Below are 21,566 nucleotides of genomic sequence, written 5' to 3'. Positions count from 1 at the left end.
CCGTGAAGATCCTTGAAACCCTTCCCGTCACACTGGACGATGTCCTTGAGGCGCAGAAGCTGCTTGACGGGATCATTGCGCGCACCCCCGTTGAATCGTCCCGGGCACTGGGAGGAATGGTGGGCGGCGACGTCCATTTCAAATGCGAAAACCTGCAGCGTGCCGGTTCCTTCAAGGTCCGGGGCGCCTACGTCCGCATGGCCCGGCTCTCCCAGGAAGAGAAAAAGCGGGGCGTCGTGGCAGCTTCGGCCGGCAACCACGCCCAGGGCGTTGCAGTTGCCGCCAAAAGCCTTGGCATCAAAGCCCGTATCTACATGCCGCTGGGCGTGGCGCTGCCCAAGCTCGCCGCCACCCGGAGCCATGGTGCCGAAGTCATCCTGCACGGGCACAACGTGGACGAGGCGCTCGCCGAAGCCCAGCGCTACAGCGATGAAACCGGCATGGTCTTTGTCCACCCGTTCGACAATGTGGACGTCGTGGCAGGCCAGGGGACCGTAGGCCTGGAAATCCTGGAGCAGGTCCCCGACGTCGACACGGTCCTCATGGGCGTGGGCGGCGGCGGGCTCCTGGCAGGAGTCGCGGTGGCCATTAAGGCCCGCGCCAGGGAACTCGGCCGGGAGATCCGCATCATCGGCGTCCAGGCGGAGAACGCCGCCGCCTACCCGCCCTCACTCGCCGCTGATGCACTGGTGCCCCTGAAGAAGGTCTCCACCATGGCGGACGGCATCGCCGTGGGACGTCCGGGACAGCTGCCCTTCAGCATCATCCGCGAACTGGTTGACGATGTGGTCACCGTCAGTGAAGACTCCCTGGCCCGCGCCCTGATCTTCCTGCTCGAGCGGGCCAAGATGGTGGTGGAACCCGCCGGGGCAGTGGGTGTCGCCGCACTCATGGACGGCAAGATTGAAAACCCTGGTTCCACCGTGGTGGTCCTTTCCGGGGGAAACATCGACCCGATGCTGATGCTGAAAGTCATCCAGCGCGGCCTTTCCGCTGCCGGACGCTACATGACCGTGCGGATGATGCTCGACGACCGCCCCGGTTCGCTGGCAACCATCGCCCGCATCATCGCCGAAAACGACGCCAACGTCACCGGCCTGGACCACACCAGAGTGGGCGGCTCCATCAGCATGGGCGATGTCTCCATCACCGTAAACCTCGAAACCAAGGGCCACCAGCATGGCGAGCAGGTCCTCAGTGCACTTCGCGCCGAGGGTTTCCAGCCGATTGTCGTGCACTAGGAACGGCCATGGCCGGGCTGTGTAACGGACTGGGGAGCAGCGGGCGCGGCCCGGACCGGCAGACAATCGCGACGCGCGCCAAAGCCGGACTGCTGGTGCTTGGCGGATTCGTGGCACTCCTGTTCGCCATCGAAGTGGTGAACACGATGATGCTGGGCGCCCTTACGCGCACCTTCGGGCTGCGGCCCAGGAGCGCCGACGGACTGCTGGACATCTTCACCTTCCCGCTGCTGCACGCCAACCTGAACCACCTGCTGTCCAACAGCCTGCCTCTGGTCATCTTCGGGTTCCTGGTCTTCCTTTCCGGGCTGCGGGTCTTCCTCACGGCGCTGGCCTTCAGCTGGCTCGGCAGCGGAGTGGCCGTCTGGCTCATCGGCGACGGTGTCACGGTGGGCGCATCCGGGCTTGTCTTCGGGCTCTTTGCCTTCCTCCTGGTCCGTGGGTTCTTCAACCGCAGCTGGCGGCAGATACTGCTCGCAGTTGTCCTCTTCATGGGCTATGGAAGCATCCTGCTGGGCGCCCTTCCCTTTGTAGCGGGCTATGTCAGCTGGCAGGCGCACCTGGGTGGCGCTGCCGGCGGAGTAGTGGCGGCGCTGCTGCTGCGTCCCCGCGTCCCCGTGCTTCCGCGGGAGGCCTGACTCCGGTCCCGCCTCCCCACGGCACACCGTACGCACATAAAAGCGGCGGCCGTCCCCTGGGGGACGGCCGCCGCTCTCTGCAGGACCGGCTTCGTGCCGGTCCCGGCGGTATTAGCCGGCGTAGGGCTTGGCGGAGAGAATCTCCACCTTGATGTCCTTGCCGTTGGGCGCAACGTAGCTGAGGGTCTCGCCCTCCTTGTGTCCCAGGATGGCCGCACCGAGGGGAGACTTCTCGCTGAACACATCCAGGTCAGAGTCGCCCGCGATTTCGCGCGACCCCAGCAGGAACGTCTCCTCATCGCCGGCAATCCTGGCAACCACGATCATGCCGGGCTCCACGATGCCGTCATCGGCAGGCGCTTCACCCACGTGGGCGTCCCGGAGCAGTACCGTGAGCTGGCGGATGCGGGCTTCGATCTTGCCCTGCTCCTCCTTGGCCGCGTGGTAGCCCCCGTTTTCCTTGAGGTCCCCCTCTTGCCGCGCTGCTTCAATCTTCTGGACGATCTCCGCCCGGCCTGCGCCGGAAAGGTGGTCCAGCTCTGCCTTCAGGCGGTCAAAAGCTTCCTGGGTGAGCCAGGCTGCAGATGCGCTGTTGGTGGTAGACACGGACTTCTCCTCTAGTGGTCCTACATGCAAAAGACCCCGCCACGGTGGCCACTTGTGGAACAGTAACCAGCTCAGCGGGGTAAAGGTATCTCTCCATTGTAGTCAATCCTCTGGAGATAACCCAACAAGCAAGCGTCGCGCATCACATCCTTTACGACGCTCCGGCGGGAATCCAGCAGCTGTCCACCACGCCCGACACGGACGCCGACTCCGTACGCAACGTGACGCGCTGAGCCACTGTCCTGCCGCCGTCGGCCGTCCTGTCCGCTGCCGACGGCGGAATGTCCACCACCTTCCAGCCCACCACCGCGAACTTGGAGTCCAGCGCCTTCACGGCACACTTGACGGGGTTGGCCGGTTCCCTGGTGACCTGGAAGTCCACTTCCGCCAGCGTGGCATCGGTGGTGCTGTATCCGACGTCCTTGTACGTCACCCCTGACAGCGAGTTGGAAGTGGTCACCCATGCCAGGAAGCCGATTCCGACAACGAGCGCGGCGCCGATCGCAGTCCGGGCGGCTTTGGGGGAGAGCCGGCGCTTTTTAGCACCATACCGATTGGCTAGGCTAGTGTCTGCGGGCGCGGATTGGGCCGGCTGGTCCGGGGAAGTCACCAGACCAGTTTAGTGCCCTTTCCGCCGGGCTCTTCGCGGCGGCTGCGGCTGCCGCCCGGGCCAATGCACCCCGACCAACAACCATAAGCTGCCACAAGCCGCGCACAACGAATAAGGAGCCGTCCCCTCCATGACAGCGTCCAGCAACTCCCAGGTTCCGCTCCGGCTGCTCGCGGTCCACGCCCACCCGGACGACGAATCCAGCAAGGGCGCTGCGACCATGGCGATGTACGCGTCAGCCGGTGTCGACGTCCTGGTGGCAACCTGCACGGACGGGTCCCGCGGTGACATCCAAAACCCCGCCATGGAAGGCGTACCGCACCCCAAAAGGGACATGGCCGGCGCCCGGAGGCTCGAGATGCAGCAGGCCGCCGCAATCCTGGGCATTAAGCAGCGGTGGCTTGGTTTCGTTGACTCCGGCCTCCCCGAAGGGGACCCGCTTCCGCCGCTTCCCGCCGGATCCTTCGCCACCCTTCCGCTCCAGCAGGCAGCGGCGCCCCTGGTCCGACTGGTGCGGTCCTTCAAGCCCCACGTAATCCTGAGCTATGACGAGAACGGCGGCTACCCCCATCCGGACCACATCATGGCCCACCGGGTAGCCGTGGAAGCGTTCGAGGCAGCGGGCGATCCCGAACGCTACCCCGGGGCGGGGGAGGCCTGGGAGCCAAGCAAGCTCTACTACGACCGTGCCTTCAGCCCGGAAAGGTTCCGGGCGCTGCACTTCGCCCTCGAAGAAGCGGGGCTGCAGTCTCCCTATGCGGAGCGCCTGGCGGCCTGGCTGGAGTCGGATGCGGAGGGCCACACGCCACCCCCTGCCGCGCACCCCACCACCACCCAGGTGGACTGCGGCGACTTCTTTGAAATGCGCGACGACGCACTGCGCGCCCACCGCACCCAGGTGGACCCCCTGGGGTTCTTTTTTGCGGTGTCACCGGACATGCAGCGCAGGGTCTGGCCCTGGGAGGACTATTCCCTGATCCACTCGCGGGTGCCCTCCGAGCTCCCCGAGAAGGACCTGTTCGCCGGGCTAAGATAGACTCGCAGGCTATTTCTATCTTGCGTAGAAGACAGGCGCGGCGAGGGGCCGTTTCCTCTGCGACCTGCTGCATCCGTTCCACCAGAAGGTATTCACCGTGCATTCTCTGCTCTTGAGCCTGGCCACCACGCCGAGCCCGCTGCCCACTCCGACGCTCCGGGACGGAATTTCCGAGGACCAGGTGACGCCGGGCCTGCTGGGCTTCATCATGACGGCGTTCTTCGTTGTGGCCACCGCCCTGCTCATCGTGGACATGGTGCGCCGCATCCGCAGGGTCCGCTACCGCGCCCAGGTGGAGGAAGAACGCCTGGCGGCCGCTGCCGAGGCAGACATCGACGCAGCGGACGCGCAGGACGGGCTCGACGGCGGCACGCGCCAGGGAGCGCCGAAGGCCGACGGAACCGGTCCCGCCGACGGGCTTTCACGGCCCCGCGAGTAGGGAAGGCCCGGCGGCGGTTCGGGCGAATCTACGCAAGGACCGCCAGGGCAATCGCCACGAAGTGGGCCGCGAAGGCAAACACTGTCAAGGCGTGGAACAGTTCGTGGAAGCCGAAGTGGTGGTAACTGAAATTGGGCTTCTTCAATGCGTAGAACACAGCGCCCGTGATGTAGAGGACCCCGCCTACGCACACCAGGACGGCTGCCGGCATGCTGGCCTGGAAGAACTGCGGCAGGTAGAAGAGCGCACCGCAGCCCAGTGCGATGTAGATGGGAACGTAGAGCCAGCGCGGTGCGTCGGTCCACAGCAGCCGGAACAGGACGCCGAGGATGGCTCCGGCCCAGATGACCCAGAGCAGCACCACCGCCTGCTGCCGCTCCAGCAGGGTCCAGGCCAGCGGAGTGTAGGTTCCGGCGATCACCAGCATGATGTTGGTGTGGTCCAGCCGCTTCAGGACCAGCTTGACCCGCGGGGACCAATTGCCGCGGTGGTAGACGGCGCTGACTCCGAAGAGCAGGACGCCCGTGGAAGCGTAGATGGCCGTGGTGATCCGCCGGTCCGGGGTGGGGGCAAGGGCAACCAGGAGGATCCCGGCGGCCAGTGCCAGCGGGGCCGTGACCGTGTGGATCCAGCCGCGCCATTTCGGTTTGATCATCAACAGTTCCGCCAGGCGGACCGCGGCGTCATCCACTGCGCTGGGCTCCGGATCCGCACCGGCGTTCCTGTCCTCCGGCCGGGGTGCCGGGGAGGCCTGCGGAGAGTCGCTGTTCATGGCACCAGAATAACTTACGGACCGGTAAGTTACCGCCGGGTAACTTCCTGCGAACGCCTCTCGCGCCGTGCCGCCTGTCCCGGGGGACGGCTGGCGGTAGCCTAGGATGTGGATGTACGTACGGCAGGAAAGTCAGGTGAGTGGACGCGTGGAGTTGCCCGGGTTCCTCTATGGCTATTACGAGCGCCGGCTGCTTAAGGATCTGCCCCGCGACCGCATTCCCCGGCACATCGGTGTCATGGTGGACGGCAACCGGCGCTGGGCCAAGCAGTTCAACGCCCCCACCGCCCAGGGCCACCAGGCCGGTGCGGACAAGATCCACGAGTTCCTGGGCTGGTGCCAGGAGCTGGGCGTCAAAGTGGTGACGCTGTACATGCTCTCCACGGACAACATGAACCGCTCCAGCGAGGAACTGGACCTCCTCATGGGCATCATCGCCAATACCCTGGACAGGCTGGACGAAGACGCCAATATTTCCGTCCATGCCATGGGTGCCCCGGAGCTGCTGCCGGACTACCTGGCCGAGAGGCTGAACAAGCTCACCGCCAGGACCCCGGTCCGGGAAAAAATCCACGTGAACGTGGCCGTGGGGTACGGCGGGCGCCGGGAGATCGTCGACGCCGTCCGGGAACTCCTCCATGATGCCGTGGCCAAGGGCATGGACATCTCCAAGCTCGCCGATGACCTGTGCGTCGATGACATCTCACGCTTCCTCTACACGCGCGGCCAGCCCGACCCTGACCTGGTCATCAGGACATCGGGGGAGCAGCGGCTCTCCGGGTTCCTGATGTGGCAGAGCGCCTACAGCGAGTTCTACTTCTGCGAAGCCTTGTGGCCTGCCTTCCGCAAGGTCGATTTCCTCCGCGCCCTCCGGGACTACGCCGGCCGGCAGCGGCGCTTCGGCGCCTGAAACCCCCGGTTCATCACGAGTTCATAGATCCGCCGGAGAAATCGCCGTCAAATAGTTGCGGAAATGGGCCGCCGTGGATTTACGTTATATCCATCAGCAGGCAAAACCGCCGGCTGATCGGGGAGGCCAATACATGGAGCGGAACATCGCGCCGGTTGTATGGGAGGCCGGACCCGGCCTCGTGGCCGAGCCGCCTCACCAATAACAATTCCGGGCTGGCGCCCGGGGCTGGAGTCGATGTGGCTACTTCTGAACAACTGCCCGAGGTCCTTGTTGGACAGGGCGGAAAAGCTACCTCTCGCGCCGAGCGAGCCACCTCTGAGGCCGGCGCAGCAACTGATGCTGCGGCCGGTTTTGCTGTCTCCGGAAGGGAAGCCGACATCCACACCTTCGTCATTGACACCTCCGTCCTGCTCTCCGACCCGCGGGCACTCCTGCGGTTCGCCGAACATGAGGTGGTGGTCCCCGTCGTCGTCATCACCGAGCTCGAAGCCAAGCGGCACGATCCGGAACTGGGATACTTCGCCCGCAATGCCCTGCGCCTCCTGGACGACCTCCGGGTCAAGCACGGCGGCCTGAACAAGCCGCTTCCCATCGGAGACGAGGGCGGCACCCTCATGGTGGAGCTGAACCACATCTCCGCGGAGGTGCTGCCCCTGGGGTTCCGCAGCGGGGACAACGACAGCCGCATCCTTGCCGTGGCCAAGAACCTGGCCAACGAGGGGCGCAACGTCACGGTGGTCTCCAAGGACCTGCCCATGCGCGTCAAGGCCTCCGCCATGGGCCTCACGGCCGATGAGTACCGCAATGAGCTGGTCAAGGACTCCGGCTGGACCGGCGTCGCGGAAATCGACGCGGACGAACAGGAGATCGCCACCCTTTACGGCCACGAGCCCGTCTTCATCCCCGCCGCCGCCGAACTGCCCGTCAACACCGGGCTGGTGCTGCTCTCCAACCGCGGGTCCGCACTCGGCCGGGTGGGCGCGGACAAGCAGGTGCGCCTGGTCAAGGGCGACCGTGACGTCTTCGGCCTCCACGGCCGGTCCGCCGAACAGCGCCTGGCCATCGATATGCTGATGGATCCCGGCGTCGGCATCGTGTCCATCGGTGGCCGGGCCGGCACCGGCAAGTCCGCGCTGGCCCTCTGCGCGGGCCTCGAGGCCGTGCTGGAACGGCGCGAACACCGCAAGGTGATCGTCTTCCGGCCCCTCTATGCGGTGGGCGGCCAGGAGCTGGGCTACCTGCCGGGCTCGGAGTCCGAGAAGATGAACCCGTGGGCGCAGGCTGTCTTTGACACCCTCGGCGCCCTGGTCAGCCAGGAAGTGGTGGAGGAGGTCATGGACCGCGGCATGCTCGAGGTCATGCCACTCACCCACATCCGCGGACGCTCCCTCCACGATGCCTTCGTCATCGTGGACGAGGCCCAGTCCCTCGAAAAGAACGTCCTCCTCACGGTCATGAGCCGCATGGGCCAGAACTCCAAGATCGTCCTCACCCACGACGTCGCCCAGCGCGACAACCTCCGCGTGGGGCGCCACGACGGGATTGCCGCCGTCGTCGAAACCCTGAAAGGACACCCCCTCTTCGGCCACGTCACCCTCACCCGCTCCGAACGCTCGCCCATCGCAGCCCTGGTCACGGAACTGCTCGAAGGGTAGGTCGCTTAGTGAGGGGCCGTGGCCGGGTTCGCCGGGCCACGGCCCTTCGTGCCTTTCGGTGGCTGGGTACGTCCGCCCCAAGCCCTTCGCCGTCGCTTAGACACCTCCCGGCGCGGTGCTTCGGTCGCTGGGCGACCTGCGCAACGCTCTGGTCGGCGATGCGCTCCTACGCGAAGGACTTGGGCCGGTCTCGTGCAGTCAAGTCACCTTAAGGAACCTTGCCACTGCCTCGTGGCCCTCGACCTGCAGCTCCCAGTCGGGGCGGTTGAAGGTTTCCGGGGTGAGGCGGACGTGCTGGAGTGTTTCGACTTTGGTGCCCCAGGCTCTGCGGGTGGTGCCGTTCAGTTCGTAGCCGAGGGAACGGGAGACGCCCAGGGAAGCGCTGTTCCAGGCCGCGGCTTCGGACTCGGCCACTTCGGCGCCCAGCCTGTCAAAGGCCCAGAGCACGACGGCGGCACGCATCTCCCTGCCCAGCCCGCGGCCCTGGACGGACTGCTTAAGCCACGAGCCGGTGGTGACGGTCTTCCGGACCGCAAACTCCTTGGCACCCACATCCTGGCACCCGATGAACTGCCCCTCATGCCAGATGCCCAGGAGCAGCGTCCAGTCCTCGGGGGTGAACCCGCCGCGGCAGCGCCAGTACCAGCGGGCCATGTTGGGGCCAAGCTCGTCGTCGGGCAGTTCTGTCCACGGCGTGCTGAAAGGGTTCCTGGCGGCCTCGTGGATGCCGCTGCGGGCGGCGGCGACCGCCGCCGGGATGTCCTGGTCAGTGATGGGTCGGAGCTCCAGCCGGGGCGTGGCCAGCCGGAGGTCGAACAGGGGCCAGAGTGTGTTCAGCGTGGTCATCCGCGAAGCCTAGCCGACGGGCGCGGACGGAGCCTGTCACGTTCAGGCCGGTATGTCCCAGCTGATGTGCCGGCGGACATCGGTGAGGTTCATGGACTGGGCCAGGAACAGGTCATCCAGCATGTACTCGTCCACGGCGATGATCCGGATCCAGTGGCCATATCCCTCCGTTTCCGCTTCCAGCGACTGGCTGGACACACAGACGCCGGTGTCCATGTCCACGCGGAGGAGGGACTTGCCGGGCAGGCACAAGGGAGCGGCAGGATCGGCGGGACGGTACGCAGGGTTGGGAACCACCACGGCTTCAAGGACTGGCCTGCCTTCGTGGTCGGCGTACCGCGCCTCCCGGATGTCCAGCGCGTTGCTGCCGGGAAATTCGATGGGCACCGGTGCGTTGCCCGCAAGCTCCACGGGATCCAGGGCGGCCGAGAAGCGTCCGTTGCCGAAGCCGGGCTCGCCGTAGGCTGCCTCGGGGCGGCGCCGCACCAGCCCGCGGTCGTCATAGACGGGCGTGACCAGGTGCGGAGGGAGGAGCCAGGATTTGCGTGTGGCGCTTACATAGAAAACGTCGCGGGAATCGTTAATGCCCGTGGTGCTGTGGAGGATCAGCCGCTCAGGGCTTTCCAGGCGGAGCGCGCCCGGACGTCGCAGCCAGGCGCGGATGAAGGGTGCACCCGGGGCAGGGGCTGAGGCGAAGGCCTGGTCCCAGTACTCGAACCGCAGCGACTGCCACTTCCAGGGGGAGGACCGGCACAGGTTCCGGAACACAGCGACAAGGTCCGCCGGGGCGGCAGGAGAGTCCGGAGCCGGGCTGCGCCGGGAGTCCCAGGTCGACATATCCACATTTTACGCGGCAGCGCTACGGCGGGAATGGGGGGATCCAGTAGCATCCGAGGGGTGATCGGACGACTCGGTGAACTCTGGCAGCACAGCCCGCTTGCCTTCTGGCTGGTTCTGGCGGCCTGCCTCTACTTCGCGGTGATGGCGGTCCGGCTGACCATCATCGACGTCCGGCACCACCTCCTGCCCAACCGGATCGTCTTTCCGTCCTATGGCGTGGCCGGGGTGCTCCTGCTGGCGGCAGCAGCCATCGCCTGGGCCAGCCCGCTTCCGGATGCGGGGGGCGGCACCGGCTTCCTTTCCACCCCGGCCGTGCGCGTGGTGGCGGGGGCAGGAATCCTGTGGCTCTTCTACTTCGTCCTCCGCTTTGTGTACCCGCCGGGCATGGGGTTCGGCGACGTCAAACTCGCAGGAGTGCTCGGCATGTACTTGGGTTACCTGAGCTGGGGGCACCTGTTCGCGGGAACCTTCCTGGCTTTCCTGCTCGGCGGCCTGTGGTCCCTGACCCTTCTGGCAGCCCGGCGTGGGACCTTGAAATCGTCCATCCCGTTCGGACCGTTCATGCTTGCCGGAGCCGCGGCCGCCATGCTGCTTCCCGCATGACCGCGGGGTATGCAGCCCCCGGGGGTTGGATAGGCTGGCCCTATGCCTGCCCCTGAGTATGTCCTGAAGCTGCGCAAGAAGATCGGCAACGATCCCATCTGGGTTCCTGGCGTGCGCGGCGTGGTGGTGGATGACGCCGGCAGGATCCTGCTGGCCCAGCGGGCTGACAACGGCCAGTGGGCCCTGGTCAGCGGCATGCTTGACCCCGGCGAGCAGCCGGCACGCGGGCTGGTCCGGGAGATCTTCGAGGAGACGGCCGTGGTGGCCGAGGCTGAGCGGGTGGTGTCCGTGGGCGCGGTAGGCCCGGTCACGTATCCCAACGGTGACGTCTGCGAATTCCTGGACGTGGTGTTCCTGTGCCGCTACGTCTCCGGAGAAGCCAGGGTCAATGACGACGAATCCCTGGCTGTCGGCTGGTTTACCCTTGACGACCTTCCCGAGCTGATGCCCGGCCACCTCACCAGCATCCGGCAGGCGCTGGCCCCCACAGCAGCGGTCCACTTCGAGCCGTAGCGGCGGGACGCTTAAAGAAACAGGGGCGCCGCAACCCCCAAAGATTGCGGCGACCCTGTTGGTCACTTCCCCCCGCCCAGCGTGCGCCTGGCACACAGCCAGCCGGGGCAAGCGGGGCGTTCGACGCCGTCAGCGGGCCTGGGAAACCAGCTCGCCGTCGTCGTCCTTCACAACGTCCCCGTCACCTGCGGCTTCCACGTCCCCGGCAGTGGTGCCGGGAAGCCCGGCGGCGAGCCGCTCGGCCTCCTCGCCGCCCACGGCCTCACCACGGGCCACCATACCGGCGGTGTCCGACAGCGGGATCTGCTTCAGCGTCAGGGCCAACAGCAGCGCGACGGCGATGAAGGGGAGCAGGTACCAGAACACGGGCGCCAAGGAGTCCGCATAGGCGTTTACGATGGCATCGCGCAGCTGCTCGGGGAGCTGGTTGAGTGCCTGCGGGTCCAGGGTCCGGGTGGACTGCCCGGCCTGCTCGGCGGAGGCTCCCGCGCCGGTAAAGGCGCTGGTCAGGGCCTCGGAGAGGCGGGTGGTAAAGATGGACCCGAAGACGGCCACGCCCATGGCGGCGCCCACTTCGCGGAAGTAGTTGTTGGTGCTGGTGGCGGTGCCGATTTGGTCGGCCGGTACCGAGTTCTGGACCACCAGGACCACCACCTGCATGATCAGGCCCAGGCCGGCTCCGAAAACGAACAGCTGCAGGCAGATGACCCAGATGGGGGTGCTGGCCGCAAGGGTGGTCATCCAGAGCATGGCCGCCATGGTGAAGACGGCGCCCAGGATGGGGAACATCTTGTACTTGCCGGTCTTGGAGATCCTGATGCCGGAGTAGATTGAGGTGCCCATGAGGCCGGCCATCATGGGGAGCATGAGGAGGCCGGATTCTGCAGCGGACGTGCCGGAGGACATCTGCAGGAACGTGGGGACGAACGCGATGGCGGAGAACATGCCCAGGCCCAGGGTGAAGCCGATGGCGGTGGCGTTGATGAAGATCCGGTTCCGGAACAGGCTCAACGGGATGATCGGGTCCTCGGCGCGCCGCTCCACCATGACGAACGCGGCGGCAGAAACCAGCAGGCCCGCGCCAAACGCCCAGGTGAGGGGTGAATCCCAGCCCTCGTCCTTCTTGCCGCCGAAGTCGGTGAAGAAGATCAGGCAGGTGGTGGCGGCGGAGAGCAGGACGACGCCGAGGACGTCGATCCGCTTCTCCGCTTTCTTGTTGGGCAGGGTCAGCGCAAACCAAGCGATGGCAAAGGCGGCAAGGCCAACGGGGATGTTGATGTAGAACGCCCATTCCCACGTCAGGTGGTCCACGAAAAAGCCGCCCAGCAGCGGGCCGGCCACGGCGGAGAGGCCGAAGATTGCACCGAGCGGACCCATGTACTTCCCGCGCTCCTTGGCGGGAACAATATCGGCGATGATCGCCTGCGAGAGGATCATCAGGCCGCCACCGCCCAGGCCCTGGACGGCGCGGAAGATGACGAATCCCCAGAAGTCGGTGGCCAGGGCGCAGCCCACCGACGCGAGGGTGAAGAGCGCGATGGCCACCAGGAACAGGTTGCGGCGGCCCAGGATGTCACCGAACTTGCCGTAAATCGGCATCACGATGGTGGTGGCCAGCAGGTAGGCGGTGGTGATCCACGCCTGGTGCTCCACGCCGCCGAGCTTGCCCACGATGGTGGGCATTGCCGTGGAGACGATGGTCTGGTCCAGGCTGGAGAGCAGCATTCCGGCGATCAGCGCGGAGAAGATGATCCAGATGCGTTTTTGCGTCAACAGCAGGGGTCCTGCCGGCGGCTTGGCGGTTGCGGTGCTCATTGGTTTCCTTCTGCGGCGGTGGCCGTGCTGTCGAATGGCTGGGAGAAAAGGAGGCTGGCGGCGGAAATGTTCTCCAGCAGCAGGTCCGGATAGCTGCGGGTATTGCCGTCGGAGAAGTAGGCCATGCTGCTCTTGCGGGCGATGGTGCTGAGCAGGACCACTGCCATCTGCACCACTGGGTGGTCCGGCGCCACGCCCTCACGCCTGGCGACGTCCCGGGCGAACTGGGCTTCGCGCTGTTCCGTGACCCCGATGATTTTCAGGATGAGCTGCGGCTCCTTTTTGACCACCCCGATCAGCTGCCGCGTGTCTTCCTCGGACTCCGTCATGCCCTCGGCCAGGCGGAGGGAGAGCCGGACCAGGTCGCTGAACAGGGTGGGCGAAATTTCGCCGGGGCGGGAGCCGGCGGCACCGGCCACGAATTCCTCGATGGCATCGGCCGGAACGTCGTCCTCGGCGTGGCCGATGATGGCGTCTTCCTTGGTGGGGAAGTAGTTGAAGAAGGTCCGGCGCGAAATCCCGGCCACCTCGCAGACCTCCTCCACGGTGTAGCCGTTGAGGCCTTTTGCGGAGGTCAGGGCGCGGGCGGCAGAGGTGATGGCGGTCCGGGTGGCTGTCCGCTTGCGCTCGCGCAGGCTGTCAGAAGTTGCACTATCAGTCACAAAGTACATTTTTGCACTAAAAACCATACAGTGCAAACTCGATGGCTGGCGGGCAGTTGCCTTAACGAGCGACGGCGGCCGGCGCCTTTCGTGCGAAAGGTGCCGGCCGCCGTCGGGCGTTCCCGAAGTGGTGGCGGGGTTAGGCCTTGTGGGCCGGGGCCGTCATGGTGGTGACGTCCAGTGCCTTGTCGAGGTCGGCCTCGGAGACCTTGCCGTCGCCTTCGCCGACAAAACCGAGCTGCTCGGTGGCCTGGCGGATGGTCAGGCCCTCCTTGACGGCGGTCTTGGCGATCTTGGCGGCGTTCTCATAGCCGATGTACTTGTTCAGCGGGGTGACGATCGAGGGGGAGGCTTCGGCCAGGAAGCGGGCGCGCTCCACATTCGCGGTGATGCCGTCGATCATCTTGTCTGCCATGACGCGGCTGGTGTTGGCCAGCAGGCGGATTGACTCGAGCAGGTTGGCAGCCATCACGGGAATGCCGACGTTCAGTTCGAAGGCGCCGTTGGTGCCGGACCAGGCGATGGCGGTGTCGTTGCCAATGACCTGGGCAGCGACCATGATGGACGCCTCGCAGATGACCGGGTTGACCTTGCCGGGCATGATGGAGGAGCCGGGCTGCAGGTCCGGAATCGCGATCTCGCCCAGGCCCGTGTTGGGGCCCGAACCCATCCAGCGGAGGTCGTTGTTGATCTTCATGAACGAGATGGCGATGTTGCGCAGCTGGCTGGAGGCTTCGATCAGGCCGTCGCGGTTGGCCTGTGCCTCGAAGTGGTCGCGGGCCTCGGTCAGCGGCAGTCCGGTGTCGGTGGCCAGCAACTCGATGACGCGCTCCGGGAAACCGGCGGGGGTGTTGATGCCGGTGCCCACGGCGGTGCCGCCCAGCGGAACCTCGGCGACGCGGGGGAGCGAGGCGTTGATGCGCTCGATGCCGTAGCGGACCTGTGCGGCGTAACCGCCGAACTCCTGGCCCAGGGTGACCGGGGTGGCATCCATGAGGTGCGTGCGGCCGGACTTGACCACGTCCTTGAACTCAACGGCCTTGCGCTCCAGCGACTCTGCCAGGTAGCCCAGGGCGGGGATGAGGTCGTTGATCAGGGCGGACGTGGCGGCAACGTGCACGGACGTGGGGAAGACGTCGTTGGAGGACTGCGAGGCATTGACGTGGTCGTTGGGGTGGACCACCTTGTCGCTGCCCGCGGCCTTCAGCGCACGCGTGGCCAGCTCTGCCAGGACCTCGTTGGTGTTCATGTTCGAGGACGTGCCGGAGCCGGTCTGGAAAACGTCGATCGGGAAGTCGCCGTCGTACTTGCCGGCAGCCACCTCATCGGCAGCGTCTGCAATCGCCTTGGCCAGCTCGCCGTCGAGCACACCCAGTTCAGCGTTGGCCTGGGCGGCAGCCTTCTTGACCCGTGCCAGCGCCTCGATGTGGGTGCGCTCCAGGGTCTTGCCGGAGATGGGGAAATTCTCTACTGCCCGCTGCGTCTGCGCGCGGTACAGTGCGTTCACGGGGACGCGGACCTCGCCCATCGTGTCATGTTCAATGCGGAACTCTTCAGTGGAAGTCATGGGGCTAGCTTATGGCTCCCGGGCGCCCCATCGAAAACCGTTAAGGGAGCCATGCCGGCGGCCCGCCGGGCCGCCGGCACGGAGTTCTCAGAGCTCGCCGATTCCAGAAACAAGGTCGGCGCGGCCCTCTGCCAGGCGGTAGGAGAGGCCAATGACCGCGGTGCGGCCTTCCTCGATTGCGGTGGAAATCACACGCGAGCTGTCCGCGAGGCGCTGGGACATCTGCTTGACGTTCTCCACCACCATGTCGTTTACCTCGGGCTGATTGTTCCGCAGGGAGGTCAGGACGGAGGGGGTGATGCGTTCCACGAGGTCGCGGATGAAACCTGCCGGCATTTCGCCGGTCTCCACGGCGTCCCTGGTAGCGGTGACCGCGCCGCAGTTGTCATGCCCCAGCACCACGATCAGCGGCACCCCCAGCACGGCGACGCTGTATTCGAGCGAGCCCAGGACGGCGTCGTCGATCACCTGCCCGGCGGTCCGGACCACGAAGACGTCGCCCAGGCCGACGTCGAAAATGATCTCAGCGGCAAGCCGGGAGTCGGAGCAGCCGAAGATCACCGCGAACGGATTCTGGGTTTCCACCAGCGACGAGCGCCGTGAAGCGTTCTGGTTCGGATGCGAGGACTCGCCGTTGACAAAACGTTCGTTGCCTTCGCGCAGGCGGCGCCAAGCCAGGGCAGGGGTGAGGTTAGTAGCCATGCTTACCAGATTAAGGCGCGGCAGGGCTGGAAGGGGAAACTGTGACGGCCGGGCCGGCGTCCAGGGAGCCCACGACGGCGGCCGCCAGTGTGGCGAATTCGTCCAGTTGCGCTGCGCCCGAGAGGACCACGGTGCTGCCCCGGTAGTTCAGGACCATCGACTTTTCGCCCTTGCCGGTGTCCCGCAGTTCCCATTCCCGGCCGCCGGCATTCCGCGAGCCGGTAACGGGGGCGTTCTTGGTCTGCTGGAGCAGCCAGGTGGGGTTGGCCTGCGTGGTCTGCACCAATGCGATGAACGAAGTCTTGGGGGTGACGTAGCCAACCTCCCAGGTGGGAACCCCGCTGCCCGTCCCTGCTTCCCACCGGGCATAATTCGCGCGGAAGGCGTTGCCGGTATCCGGTGCAACGGGTGTGAATCCCGCCACATCAGCCGCGTTCCGTGCCACGGACGCCACGTCGATGTCCGGGCGGTAGCCCTCGCTCTTCGGCTGCGGGTTCATGAGCACAACAGGCAGGAACGCCGCGATGCTCAGCACCAAGGCAATGATCATGCCGATCACCGAAGCGTTGGCGCGCTTGGCCGCCGCCGCCGGAATGACGGGCTTCACGGGGGTGTCAGCGCTGCTGTCCGCGGCGCCTGGCCGGCCGCTGGGGCGGGCCGGGCCGGAGCTGGGACTGGTGGCTTCCTGCATGTCGTTCACCCCTCTATAGTCGCCTATCCCGGAGCTTGACTTCCATTCGGCCCCGGCCGGCGGTCCGCCCCGGGCTGCCATCCACATTGCGGGGTTGCGTCACGGGCCGCCCCCGTCGCGGCGCCGCGACTATGATCGGTAACAGAGGAATCACCGTTCTGCTGCACCGGCGGGCGGGTTCAATGATCGCCACTCGAAGAAGAGGTTCACGTGTCACCAGCGTCCATGACCCAGAAGTACTCCACGATTTCGCCGTCGCTTGCCGTGGGCCACGACGAGCCGGACCGCAACCTTGCCCTTGAACTTGTCCGCGTCACCGAAGCCGCGGCCATTGCCGGCGGCCACTGGGTTGGCTTCGGCGACAAGAACACCGCCGATGGTGCCGCCGTCGACGCCATGCGCTCCTTCCTGCAGACCGTCCACTTCAACGGCGTCGTGGTGATCGGCGAGGGCGAGAAGGACGAAGCGCCCATGCTGTTCAACGGTGAGCGCGTGGGTGACGGCACCGGCCCTGAGGTGGATGTCGCCGTCGACCCCATCGACGGAACCCGCCTGACCGCCCTGGGCATCAACAACGCACTGGCAGTACTGGCCGTTGCCGAGCGCGGCTCCATGTTCGATCCCTCCGCCGTGTTCTACATGGAAAAGCTGGTTACCGGCCCCGAGGCCGCCGACATGGTTGACCTGCGCCTGCCGGTCAAGCAGAACCTGCACCTGATTGCCAAGGCCAAGGGCGTGAAGGTCAACCAGCTCAACGTCATGATCCTCGACCGCGACCGCCACCGCCCGCTGGTGGAGGAAATCCGCGAAGCCGGTGCCCGAACCAAATTCATCATGGACGGCGACGTCGCCGGCGCCATTGCCGCGGCCCGCTCCGGAACCGGCGTTGACGCGCTGATGGGCATCGGCGGCACCCCCGAAGGCATCGTGGCGGCCTGCGCCATCAAATCCCTGGGCGGCGTCATCCAGGGGCGGCTGTGGCCCACCAGCGACGAAGAGAAGCAGAAGGCCATCGACGCCGGGCACGACCTCGAGCGGGTGCTTTCCACCAACGACCTCGTCTCCAGCGACAACTGTTACTTCGCCGCCACCGGCATCACGGACGGCGACCTGCTCAAGGGCGTCCGCTACTCCAAGGACAAGGTCCTGACCCAGTCCATCGTGATGCGTTCCAAGTCCGGCACCATCCGCTTCGTGGACGGCGAACACCAGGCCAGCAAGTGGGAAGGCTACGCCCGCAAGAACTGACCCGCGGCCCCCGCTGACCGAAAGCCCCTGGCGCACCACGCGCCGGGGGCTTTGGCGTTAAAGCCTTGGTATAGGGTTTAAGCCATGATTCCTGCTGTTGTGCCCTGTACTGACCGCGCCCTCTGGGACGAGCACGTTGACCGGTTCCAGGGGCATCCGCAGCAGCTGTGGGGCTGGGGCGAGACCAAGGCCGCGCACGGCTGGTCAGTGGACCGGGTCCTGGTCAAGGACGGCGACGAAACCATCGGCTGCGCCCAGCTCCTGGTCCGCAGGCTTCCCGTCCCCTTCCGCGCACTGGTCTACATTCCCCGGGGCCCCATGTGCTCGCCCGGCAACGCGCAGGTGGTCCTGAACCGGCTGGCAGAGCATGCCGCACTCCGCCACCGGGGCGTTGCCCTGAGCATCGAACCGGACTGGGACAAGGACTCCGCCTTTGCCGGCGCCGTTGCCGCCGCCGGTTTCCGCGAGTCCACCAACACCGTCCTCATCCCGCGCACGCTCATCCTGGACCTCACCCGGTCCGACGACGAGCTGATGGCGGAGATGTCCAAGTCCACGCGGGCCAACATCCGCAAGGCCATGCGCAGCGACGTTGAATTCCGCAAGGTCAAGAACGAAGCCGAGCTGGAGCAGGTGCTGGCCATCTACCACCAGACGGCCGAGCGGGCAGGCTTTGGCATCCACGAGGACCAGTACTACCGGGACATCTTCCGGAACCTGGGCGACTCTTCCCCGATCATCGCCGCGTTCGACGGCGAGCAGATGCTGGCCTTCACCTGGCTTTCGCGCAGCGCAGCCACTGCGTTCGAGCTCTACGGCGGCGTCTCCGCCGAAGGGCAGAAGCAGCGGGTGAACTACGGCGTGAAGTGGGCGGCACTGCAGGCCATGCGGGAAGACGGCTGCAGCCGGTACGACTTCAACGGCCTCCTGAACGACGGCATTTCCGATTTCAAGAAGCAATTCGCAAAGCACGAAAACATGCTCCTGGGAACGTGGGAAAGGCCGCTGTCGCCGTTCTACCCTGCCTACGCCAAGGCCATGCCGCTCGCCCGCAAGGGTCTCCAGCAGGCGCGCCGGTTGCTGAAAGGCGCGGCCGGGCAGGTCCGCCCATTGGTTCGAAAGTTGCGTCCGGGCAACTAGCCGCCGCAACTAAACCGGTCAAAGGCAAAGGGCGACGACGGCACTCACCAGAGTGCCGTCGTCGCCCTTCCTGCTGCTATGGCGCCGGACTAGAGTCCGGTGGTCACCGCGAAAGCCAGGGCCTGCCCGGTGCTGCCGGCCACCCGGTGGACGTTGACGGGGGCCTCGGCCGCGGCAATGAACGCACTGCCCCCCTGCTCCAGCTCCAGGTCGCCCTTGGGGGAGTCGAGGTACACGGCGCCGGCCACCACGATGACCACTGCCGCGCCTGCCTGCGCCAGCGGGACGGGACCGGAGTCCGGCCCGAGCTCAATGCGCTGCAGTTGGAACTCCCCGAACGGGGGCCGGAACAGTTCCTGGTCCAGCACGGAAGTTTCCGCGGTGAGCATCGGAACGGCCACCGGGTGGAAGTCGATGGTCTTCAGGAGCTCCGGCACATCGATGTGCTTGGGGGTCAGGCCGCCGCGCAGGACGTTGTCCGAGGACGCCATGACCTCCACGCCCAGGCCGTGCAGGTAGGCGTGCACGTTTCCGGCGGGAAGGTAGACGGCTTCCCCCGGCTTCAACGAAATCCTGTTCAGCAGCAGCGAGATCAGGACGCCGGGGTCGCCGGGATACTTTTCGTTGAGGCTGATGACGGTGCCCAGCTCTGCCTGGAAGGGCTCGAGGGAAGCACCGGACACCAGGGCCGCCACCACCAGCGCTGTTTCCTCTGAAACGCCCTGGCCGCCGGTGATCAGCCGCTCAAAGGCGCGCCGGAGTCCTGCGCCTTCGTCCGAGGCGGTGAGATCCTCAAGGAGGGCCTGGAGCAGCGCAGGGACCTGCGCGGGCCCGGGAAAGGCATCCGCGATGTGCTGCAGGATCACGCGGGTTTCGGCGGCGGGCCGGAACCCACAGAGGGCCTCGAACGGAGTGAGCGTGAAGATCATCTCCGGCTTGTGGTTGTCGTCCTTGTAGTTACGGTGCGGCGCGTGCGGATCCACTCCGGCTGCGTTTTCCCGGGCAAACCCCTCACGGGCCTGTTCCAGGCTCGGATGCACCTGGAGGGAGAGCGGCTGCGCGGCTGCCAGGACCTTGGCCAGGAAGGGCAGCCGGGGCCCGAAAGCGGCCACGGAGTCCGCGCCCAGGAAATGCTCCGGATCGGAAGCGATCAGGGAGTCGAGCGGGCTCCGGGTTCCGTCCTCGGGCAGGTGCGCCACCGACGGCGAATCAGGGTGCGCACCGATCCACAGTTCGGCCTCCGGACGCCCCGACTCAGGGCGTCCCAGCAGCGAGGCGATGGCCGTCGTCGAACCCCAGGCGTAGTCACGCAGGACGTTCTCAATCTCGTACAAAACCGTTCCATTCCTTGGTGGGTGGGAGCTGGCGGGCGGCCGCTACAGCGGGGCGCACTGCCCGTTGGTGGCCACGAGCTGGCGGATGGCCTCTTCGTTGCCCTCCAGCTTGAGCTGGGTCAGCATCTCTTCGGTGATCGGCTCACCGTCGGGCGTGGTGGTCACAGGCGTAAAGTCCGACGGCGAGGGCTGCTGGACGGCGTTGCCCGCGGCCGGCAGGGTAGCCGGGACGGTCCCGGCGGCCTGGACGTGTCCGGTGCCTGCCTGGGGAAGGGCCATTATGTCGTCGGCGATGCCGGCCGACTGTGCACCCTTGGCGGAAGCCGATGCCAGCAGCTGGTCCACGCGTTCGTGGATCTGGTCGAAGTCGGGGTTCGTGGAAAACGACGCGTCAAAGTCAGGCGGCCCGATGGTCAGCCGCTTGACGTCCTTGCCCCTCGCCTTGATGGCCAGGTCAAGGAAACTCCCCAGCTGGGCGGAGGAGATGTTGGACTCCACCACCTTGGTCCCGGCGCCGGCGATGTCCTCGAACTTGGACAGCAGGGTGGCGGGATCCAGCTGTTTCAACATGGCCTGCTGGACACACTGCTGGCGCTGGATGCGGGAGTAGTCGTCAACGTATTCGCGCGACCGGCCGTACCAGAGGGCCTGGGCGCCGTTGAGGGTCTGGTCCCCGGCGGGAATCCAGCCAAGCGGCATGCCGTGGGTCTTGGTGGCCTCGTCGAAGTAGCCGCTCATGGGAACCCAGCCGCCGGCCTTGATTTTGATGCCGCCCATGGCATCGATCAGGGTGGAGAATCCCTCCATGTCGACCAGGACATAAGCCTGGATCTGCATGCCCAGGGTGCCGGAGACGGCCTCCATGGTGGCCTGCGCGCCGGGGTCTGCCACGCCCGGGTACAGGTCCGCGTGTTCGTTGGTGACCTCGGTGTTGATGGCGTTGATCAGGCACTCGTCACCGCAGTTGTAGCCGTCCGGGTAGAGGGCACGCATGGGGGAGCCTTCGCTGAACTGGGCGTTCTGGAAGTTCCTGGGCACGGAGATGATGGCGGTCTGGCCCGTTTGGGCATCCACGCTGAGGATGGAGAGGCTGTCTGGCCGGCGGCCGGTGCGGTCATCGCCGGCATCGCCACCCATCATGAGGAAGTTGTAGCGCCCGTCCACCGGCTCGATGGCCGGCCCGGATGAAAAGATGTTGCCGATCGCATTGCGGCCCACGTTCAGCAGGTAGGCGGCGTACCCCATTGAGCCACTGCCCAGGACCAGGGCCAGGACCAGGGCAATGCCGACGGCGGGCCGGGCCCGCGGTGCCAGCAGGACAGGGCGGATGAGCCGCAGGGTATTCAGGAACAGGAAGGCCCAGCCGAGGGCCAGCGCGGCGAGCACCACTACCAGCAGCAGCGACGTGATGGGGTTGGTCACGATGTTGATGACCAGGCTCCGGTTCAGCAGCAACAGGACCAGGGCCAGGAGCAGGACCGCCCATACGGCGAGCGTGACGCGGAGCGCCGTCCGGCCAAGCTTGCGGTCGCCTGCCACGAGCTGGGCGCTCCCGGGCACCAGCAGCGTCAGCAGGACCAGGACGAAAGCCCGCTTGGTGCGGACTTCGGGAGACGCACTGACCGGGTAGCGCACCGGGTCCGACAGCGACGGGCCGGAGCCGGTGTGGAGGACGCTGCTGCTGGCCATGCCGGG

General features: G+C 66.4%; 22 protein-coding genes. 10 read left to right on the top strand and 12 right to left on the bottom strand.

Features of this window, described 5'->3' with window-relative positions; genetic code table 11:
* The first annotated feature begins 2 nt into the window (after positions 1–2).
* Together ilvA and J2T23_RS12990 are read left to right on the top strand one after the other, a co-directional pair.
* Positions 3–1,241 (top strand): threonine ammonia-lyase, encoded by a 1,239-nt coding sequence (ilvA, locus tag J2T23_RS12995; RefSeq protein WP_307360541.1) that lies wholly within the window; start codon positions 3–5, stop codon positions 1,239–1,241.
* 8 nt (positions 1,242–1,249) lie between these two features.
* Positions 1,250–1,879 (top strand): rhomboid family intramembrane serine protease, encoded by a 630-nt coding sequence (locus tag J2T23_RS12990; RefSeq protein ID WP_307360538.1) that lies wholly within the window; start codon positions 1,250–1,252, stop codon positions 1,877–1,879.
* Between the two features lie 111 nt (positions 1,880–1,990).
* Here J2T23_RS12990 and greA read toward each other — a convergent pair whose 3' ends face one another.
* Together greA and J2T23_RS12980 are read right to left on the bottom strand one after the other, a co-directional pair.
* A complete protein-coding gene (gene greA / locus J2T23_RS12985; RefSeq protein WP_141161181.1) occupies positions 1,991–2,485 on the bottom strand; it encodes a transcription elongation factor GreA in 495 nt (164 codons plus the stop codon).
* A gap of 151 nt (positions 2,486–2,636) precedes the next feature.
* Positions 2,637–3,095: a DUF4307 domain-containing protein gene (locus J2T23_RS12980; RefSeq protein ID WP_141161180.1), complete on the bottom strand. Its 459-nt coding sequence runs from the start codon at positions 3,093–3,095 to the stop codon at positions 2,637–2,639.
* A 130-nt stretch (positions 3,096–3,225) separates the two neighbouring features.
* On the opposite strand from J2T23_RS12980, the gene mca reads away from it, so the two are divergent.
* Positions 3,226–4,131 carry a mycothiol conjugate amidase Mca gene (gene mca, locus J2T23_RS12975; RefSeq protein WP_141161179.1) on the top strand — a complete coding sequence of 302 codons (906 nt, stop codon included), beginning with the start codon at positions 3,226–3,228 and terminating at the stop codon, positions 4,129–4,131.
* 97 nt (positions 4,132–4,228) lie between these two features.
* The gene (locus J2T23_RS12970) at positions 4,229–4,570 is read left to right on the top strand and encodes a hypothetical protein (protein ID WP_141181033.1); all 342 of its coding nucleotides are present in this window, start codon (positions 4,229–4,231) and stop codon (positions 4,568–4,570) included.
* A 28-nt stretch (positions 4,571–4,598) separates the two neighbouring features.
* On the opposite strand, the gene trhA is transcribed toward J2T23_RS12970, so the two are convergent.
* Positions 4,599–5,342: a PAQR family membrane homeostasis protein TrhA gene (gene trhA, locus J2T23_RS12965; RefSeq protein ID WP_370871397.1), complete on the bottom strand. Its 744-nt coding sequence runs from the start codon at positions 5,340–5,342 to the stop codon at positions 4,599–4,601.
* 148 nt (positions 5,343–5,490) lie between these two features.
* Here trhA and J2T23_RS12960 point away from each other — a divergent pair, with 148 nt between their 5' ends.
* Together J2T23_RS12960 and phoH2 are read left to right on the top strand one after the other, a co-directional pair.
* Positions 5,491–6,252 (top strand): isoprenyl transferase, encoded by a 762-nt coding sequence (locus tag J2T23_RS12960; protein ID WP_141161648.1) that lies wholly within the window; start codon positions 5,491–5,493, stop codon positions 6,250–6,252.
* A gap of 239 nt (positions 6,253–6,491) precedes the next feature.
* Positions 6,492–7,910 (top strand): RNA 5'-3' helicase PhoH2, encoded by a 1,419-nt coding sequence (gene phoH2 / locus J2T23_RS12955; RefSeq protein WP_141161177.1) that lies wholly within the window; start codon positions 6,492–6,494, stop codon positions 7,908–7,910.
* A gap of 198 nt (positions 7,911–8,108) precedes the next feature.
* Here phoH2 and J2T23_RS12950 read toward each other — a convergent pair whose 3' ends face one another.
* Complete coding sequence (locus tag J2T23_RS12950; protein WP_141161176.1) at positions 8,109–8,756, bottom strand: GNAT family N-acetyltransferase; 648 nt, start codon at positions 8,754–8,756, stop codon at positions 8,109–8,111.
* 42 nt (positions 8,757–8,798) lie between these two features.
* On the bottom strand, positions 8,799–9,593 hold the full coding sequence (locus J2T23_RS12945; protein ID WP_307360531.1) for a hypothetical protein: 795 nt from the start codon (positions 9,591–9,593) through the stop codon (positions 8,799–8,801).
* A 60-nt stretch (positions 9,594–9,653) separates the two neighbouring features.
* On the opposite strand from J2T23_RS12945, the gene J2T23_RS12940 reads away from it, so the two are divergent.
* Together J2T23_RS12940 and J2T23_RS12935 are read left to right on the top strand one after the other, a co-directional pair.
* The gene (locus J2T23_RS12940) at positions 9,654–10,199 is read left to right on the top strand and encodes a prepilin peptidase (RefSeq protein WP_307360528.1); all 546 of its coding nucleotides are present in this window, start codon (positions 9,654–9,656) and stop codon (positions 10,197–10,199) included.
* 42 nt (positions 10,200–10,241) lie between these two features.
* The gene (locus tag J2T23_RS12935; protein WP_141161173.1) at positions 10,242–10,712 is read left to right on the top strand and encodes an NUDIX hydrolase; all 471 of its coding nucleotides are present in this window, start codon (positions 10,242–10,244) and stop codon (positions 10,710–10,712) included.
* Between the two features lie 129 nt (positions 10,713–10,841).
* Here the strand turns inward: J2T23_RS12935 and J2T23_RS12930 are convergent, their stop codons facing one another.
* From J2T23_RS12930 to J2T23_RS12910, 5 genes are all read right to left on the bottom strand, one after another.
* Positions 10,842–12,527 carry an MDR family MFS transporter gene (locus J2T23_RS12930; protein ID WP_307360523.1) on the bottom strand — a complete coding sequence of 562 codons (1,686 nt, stop codon included), beginning with the start codon at positions 12,525–12,527 and terminating at the stop codon, positions 10,842–10,844.
* The gene (locus J2T23_RS12925) at positions 12,524–13,189 is read right to left on the bottom strand and encodes a TetR/AcrR family transcriptional regulator (protein ID WP_141181036.1); all 666 of its coding nucleotides are present in this window, start codon (positions 13,187–13,189) and stop codon (positions 12,524–12,526) included. Before J2T23_RS12925 ends, J2T23_RS12930 begins: the two co-directional genes overlap by 4 nt.
* 139 nt (positions 13,190–13,328) lie before the next feature.
* The gene (locus J2T23_RS12920) at positions 13,329–14,756 is read right to left on the bottom strand and encodes a class II fumarate hydratase (protein ID WP_109863457.1); all 1,428 of its coding nucleotides are present in this window, start codon (positions 14,754–14,756) and stop codon (positions 13,329–13,331) included.
* Positions 14,757–14,843: 87 nt separating this feature from the next.
* The gene (locus tag J2T23_RS12915; RefSeq protein ID WP_141161170.1) at positions 14,844–15,458 is read right to left on the bottom strand and encodes a carbonic anhydrase; all 615 of its coding nucleotides are present in this window, start codon (positions 15,456–15,458) and stop codon (positions 14,844–14,846) included.
* A gap of 10 nt (positions 15,459–15,468) precedes the next feature.
* Complete coding sequence (locus tag J2T23_RS12910) at positions 15,469–16,149, bottom strand: DUF4245 domain-containing protein (protein ID WP_141183300.1); 681 nt, start codon at positions 16,147–16,149, stop codon at positions 15,469–15,471.
* A 225-nt stretch (positions 16,150–16,374) separates the two neighbouring features.
* On the opposite strand from J2T23_RS12910, the gene glpX reads away from it, so the two are divergent.
* A complete protein-coding gene (gene glpX, locus J2T23_RS12905; RefSeq protein WP_210411426.1) occupies positions 16,375–17,397 on the top strand; it encodes a class II fructose-bisphosphatase in 1,023 nt (340 codons plus the stop codon).
* 84 nt (positions 17,398–17,481) lie between these two features.
* Positions 17,482–18,537, top strand: a complete 1,056-nt coding sequence (locus J2T23_RS12900) for a lipid II:glycine glycyltransferase FemX (protein WP_307360520.1) — start codon at positions 17,482–17,484, stop codon at positions 18,535–18,537.
* Between the two features lie 89 nt (positions 18,538–18,626).
* Here J2T23_RS12900 and manA read toward each other — a convergent pair whose 3' ends face one another.
* Together manA and J2T23_RS12890 are read right to left on the bottom strand one after the other, a co-directional pair.
* Complete coding sequence (gene manA, locus J2T23_RS12895; RefSeq protein WP_307360518.1) at positions 18,627–19,871, bottom strand: mannose-6-phosphate isomerase, class I; 1,245 nt, start codon at positions 19,869–19,871, stop codon at positions 18,627–18,629.
* A gap of 42 nt (positions 19,872–19,913) precedes the next feature.
* Complete coding sequence (locus J2T23_RS12890; RefSeq protein WP_307360516.1) at positions 19,914–21,560, bottom strand: LCP family protein; 1,647 nt, start codon at positions 21,558–21,560, stop codon at positions 19,914–19,916.
* Positions 21,561–21,566: the final 6 nt, after the last annotated feature.

The sequence above is a fragment of the Pseudarthrobacter niigatensis genome (genome assembly GCF_030812615.1).
GTDB classification, from domain to species: Bacteria; Actinomycetota; Actinomycetes; order Actinomycetales; family Micrococcaceae; genus Arthrobacter; species Arthrobacter niigatensis.
The sequence above is the reverse complement of the archived record's forward strand: the minus strand, read 5'-3'. Positions and strand labels throughout refer to the sequence as shown.

What these genes read in the sequence shown, in the direction of transcription:
- J2T23_RS12990 (WP_307360538.1), top strand. Translation starts at nt 1,250, where the DNA reads ATGGCCGGGCTGTGTAACGGACTGGGGAGCAGCGGGCGCGGCCCGGAC.
- mca (WP_141161179.1), top strand. Translation starts at nt 3,226, where the DNA reads ATGACAGCGTCCAGCAACTCCCAGGTTCCGCTCCGGCTGCTCGCGGTC.
- trhA (WP_370871397.1), bottom strand. Translation starts at nt 5,342, where the DNA reads ATGAACAGCGACTCTCCGCAGGCCTCCCCGGCACCCCGGCCGGAGGAC.
- J2T23_RS12950 (WP_141161176.1), bottom strand. Translation starts at nt 8,756, where the DNA reads ATGACCACGCTGAACACACTCTGGCCCCTGTTCGACCTCCGGCTGGCC.
- J2T23_RS12945 (WP_307360531.1), bottom strand. Translation starts at nt 9,593, where the DNA reads ATGTCGACCTGGGACTCCCGGCGCAGCCCGGCTCCGGACTCTCCTGCC.
- J2T23_RS12935 (WP_141161173.1), top strand. Translation starts at nt 10,242, where the DNA reads ATGCCTGCCCCTGAGTATGTCCTGAAGCTGCGCAAGAAGATCGGCAAC.
- J2T23_RS12930 (WP_307360523.1), bottom strand. Translation starts at nt 12,527, where the DNA reads ATGAGCACCGCAACCGCCAAGCCGCCGGCAGGACCCCTGCTGTTGACG.
- J2T23_RS12920 (WP_109863457.1), bottom strand. Translation starts at nt 14,756, where the DNA reads ATGACTTCCACTGAAGAGTTCCGCATTGAACATGACACGATGGGCGAG.
- J2T23_RS12915 (WP_141161170.1), bottom strand. Translation starts at nt 15,458, where the DNA reads ATGGCTACTAACCTCACCCCTGCCCTGGCTTGGCGCCGCCTGCGCGAA.
- J2T23_RS12910 (WP_141183300.1), bottom strand. Translation starts at nt 16,149, where the DNA reads ATGCAGGAAGCCACCAGTCCCAGCTCCGGCCCGGCCCGCCCCAGCGGC.
- glpX (WP_210411426.1), top strand. Translation starts at nt 16,375, where the DNA reads ATGACCCAGAAGTACTCCACGATTTCGCCGTCGCTTGCCGTGGGCCAC.
- J2T23_RS12900 (WP_307360520.1), top strand. Translation starts at nt 17,482, where the DNA reads ATGATTCCTGCTGTTGTGCCCTGTACTGACCGCGCCCTCTGGGACGAG.
- J2T23_RS12890 (WP_307360516.1), bottom strand. Translation starts at nt 21,560, where the DNA reads ATGGCCAGCAGCAGCGTCCTCCACACCGGCTCCGGCCCGTCGCTGTCG.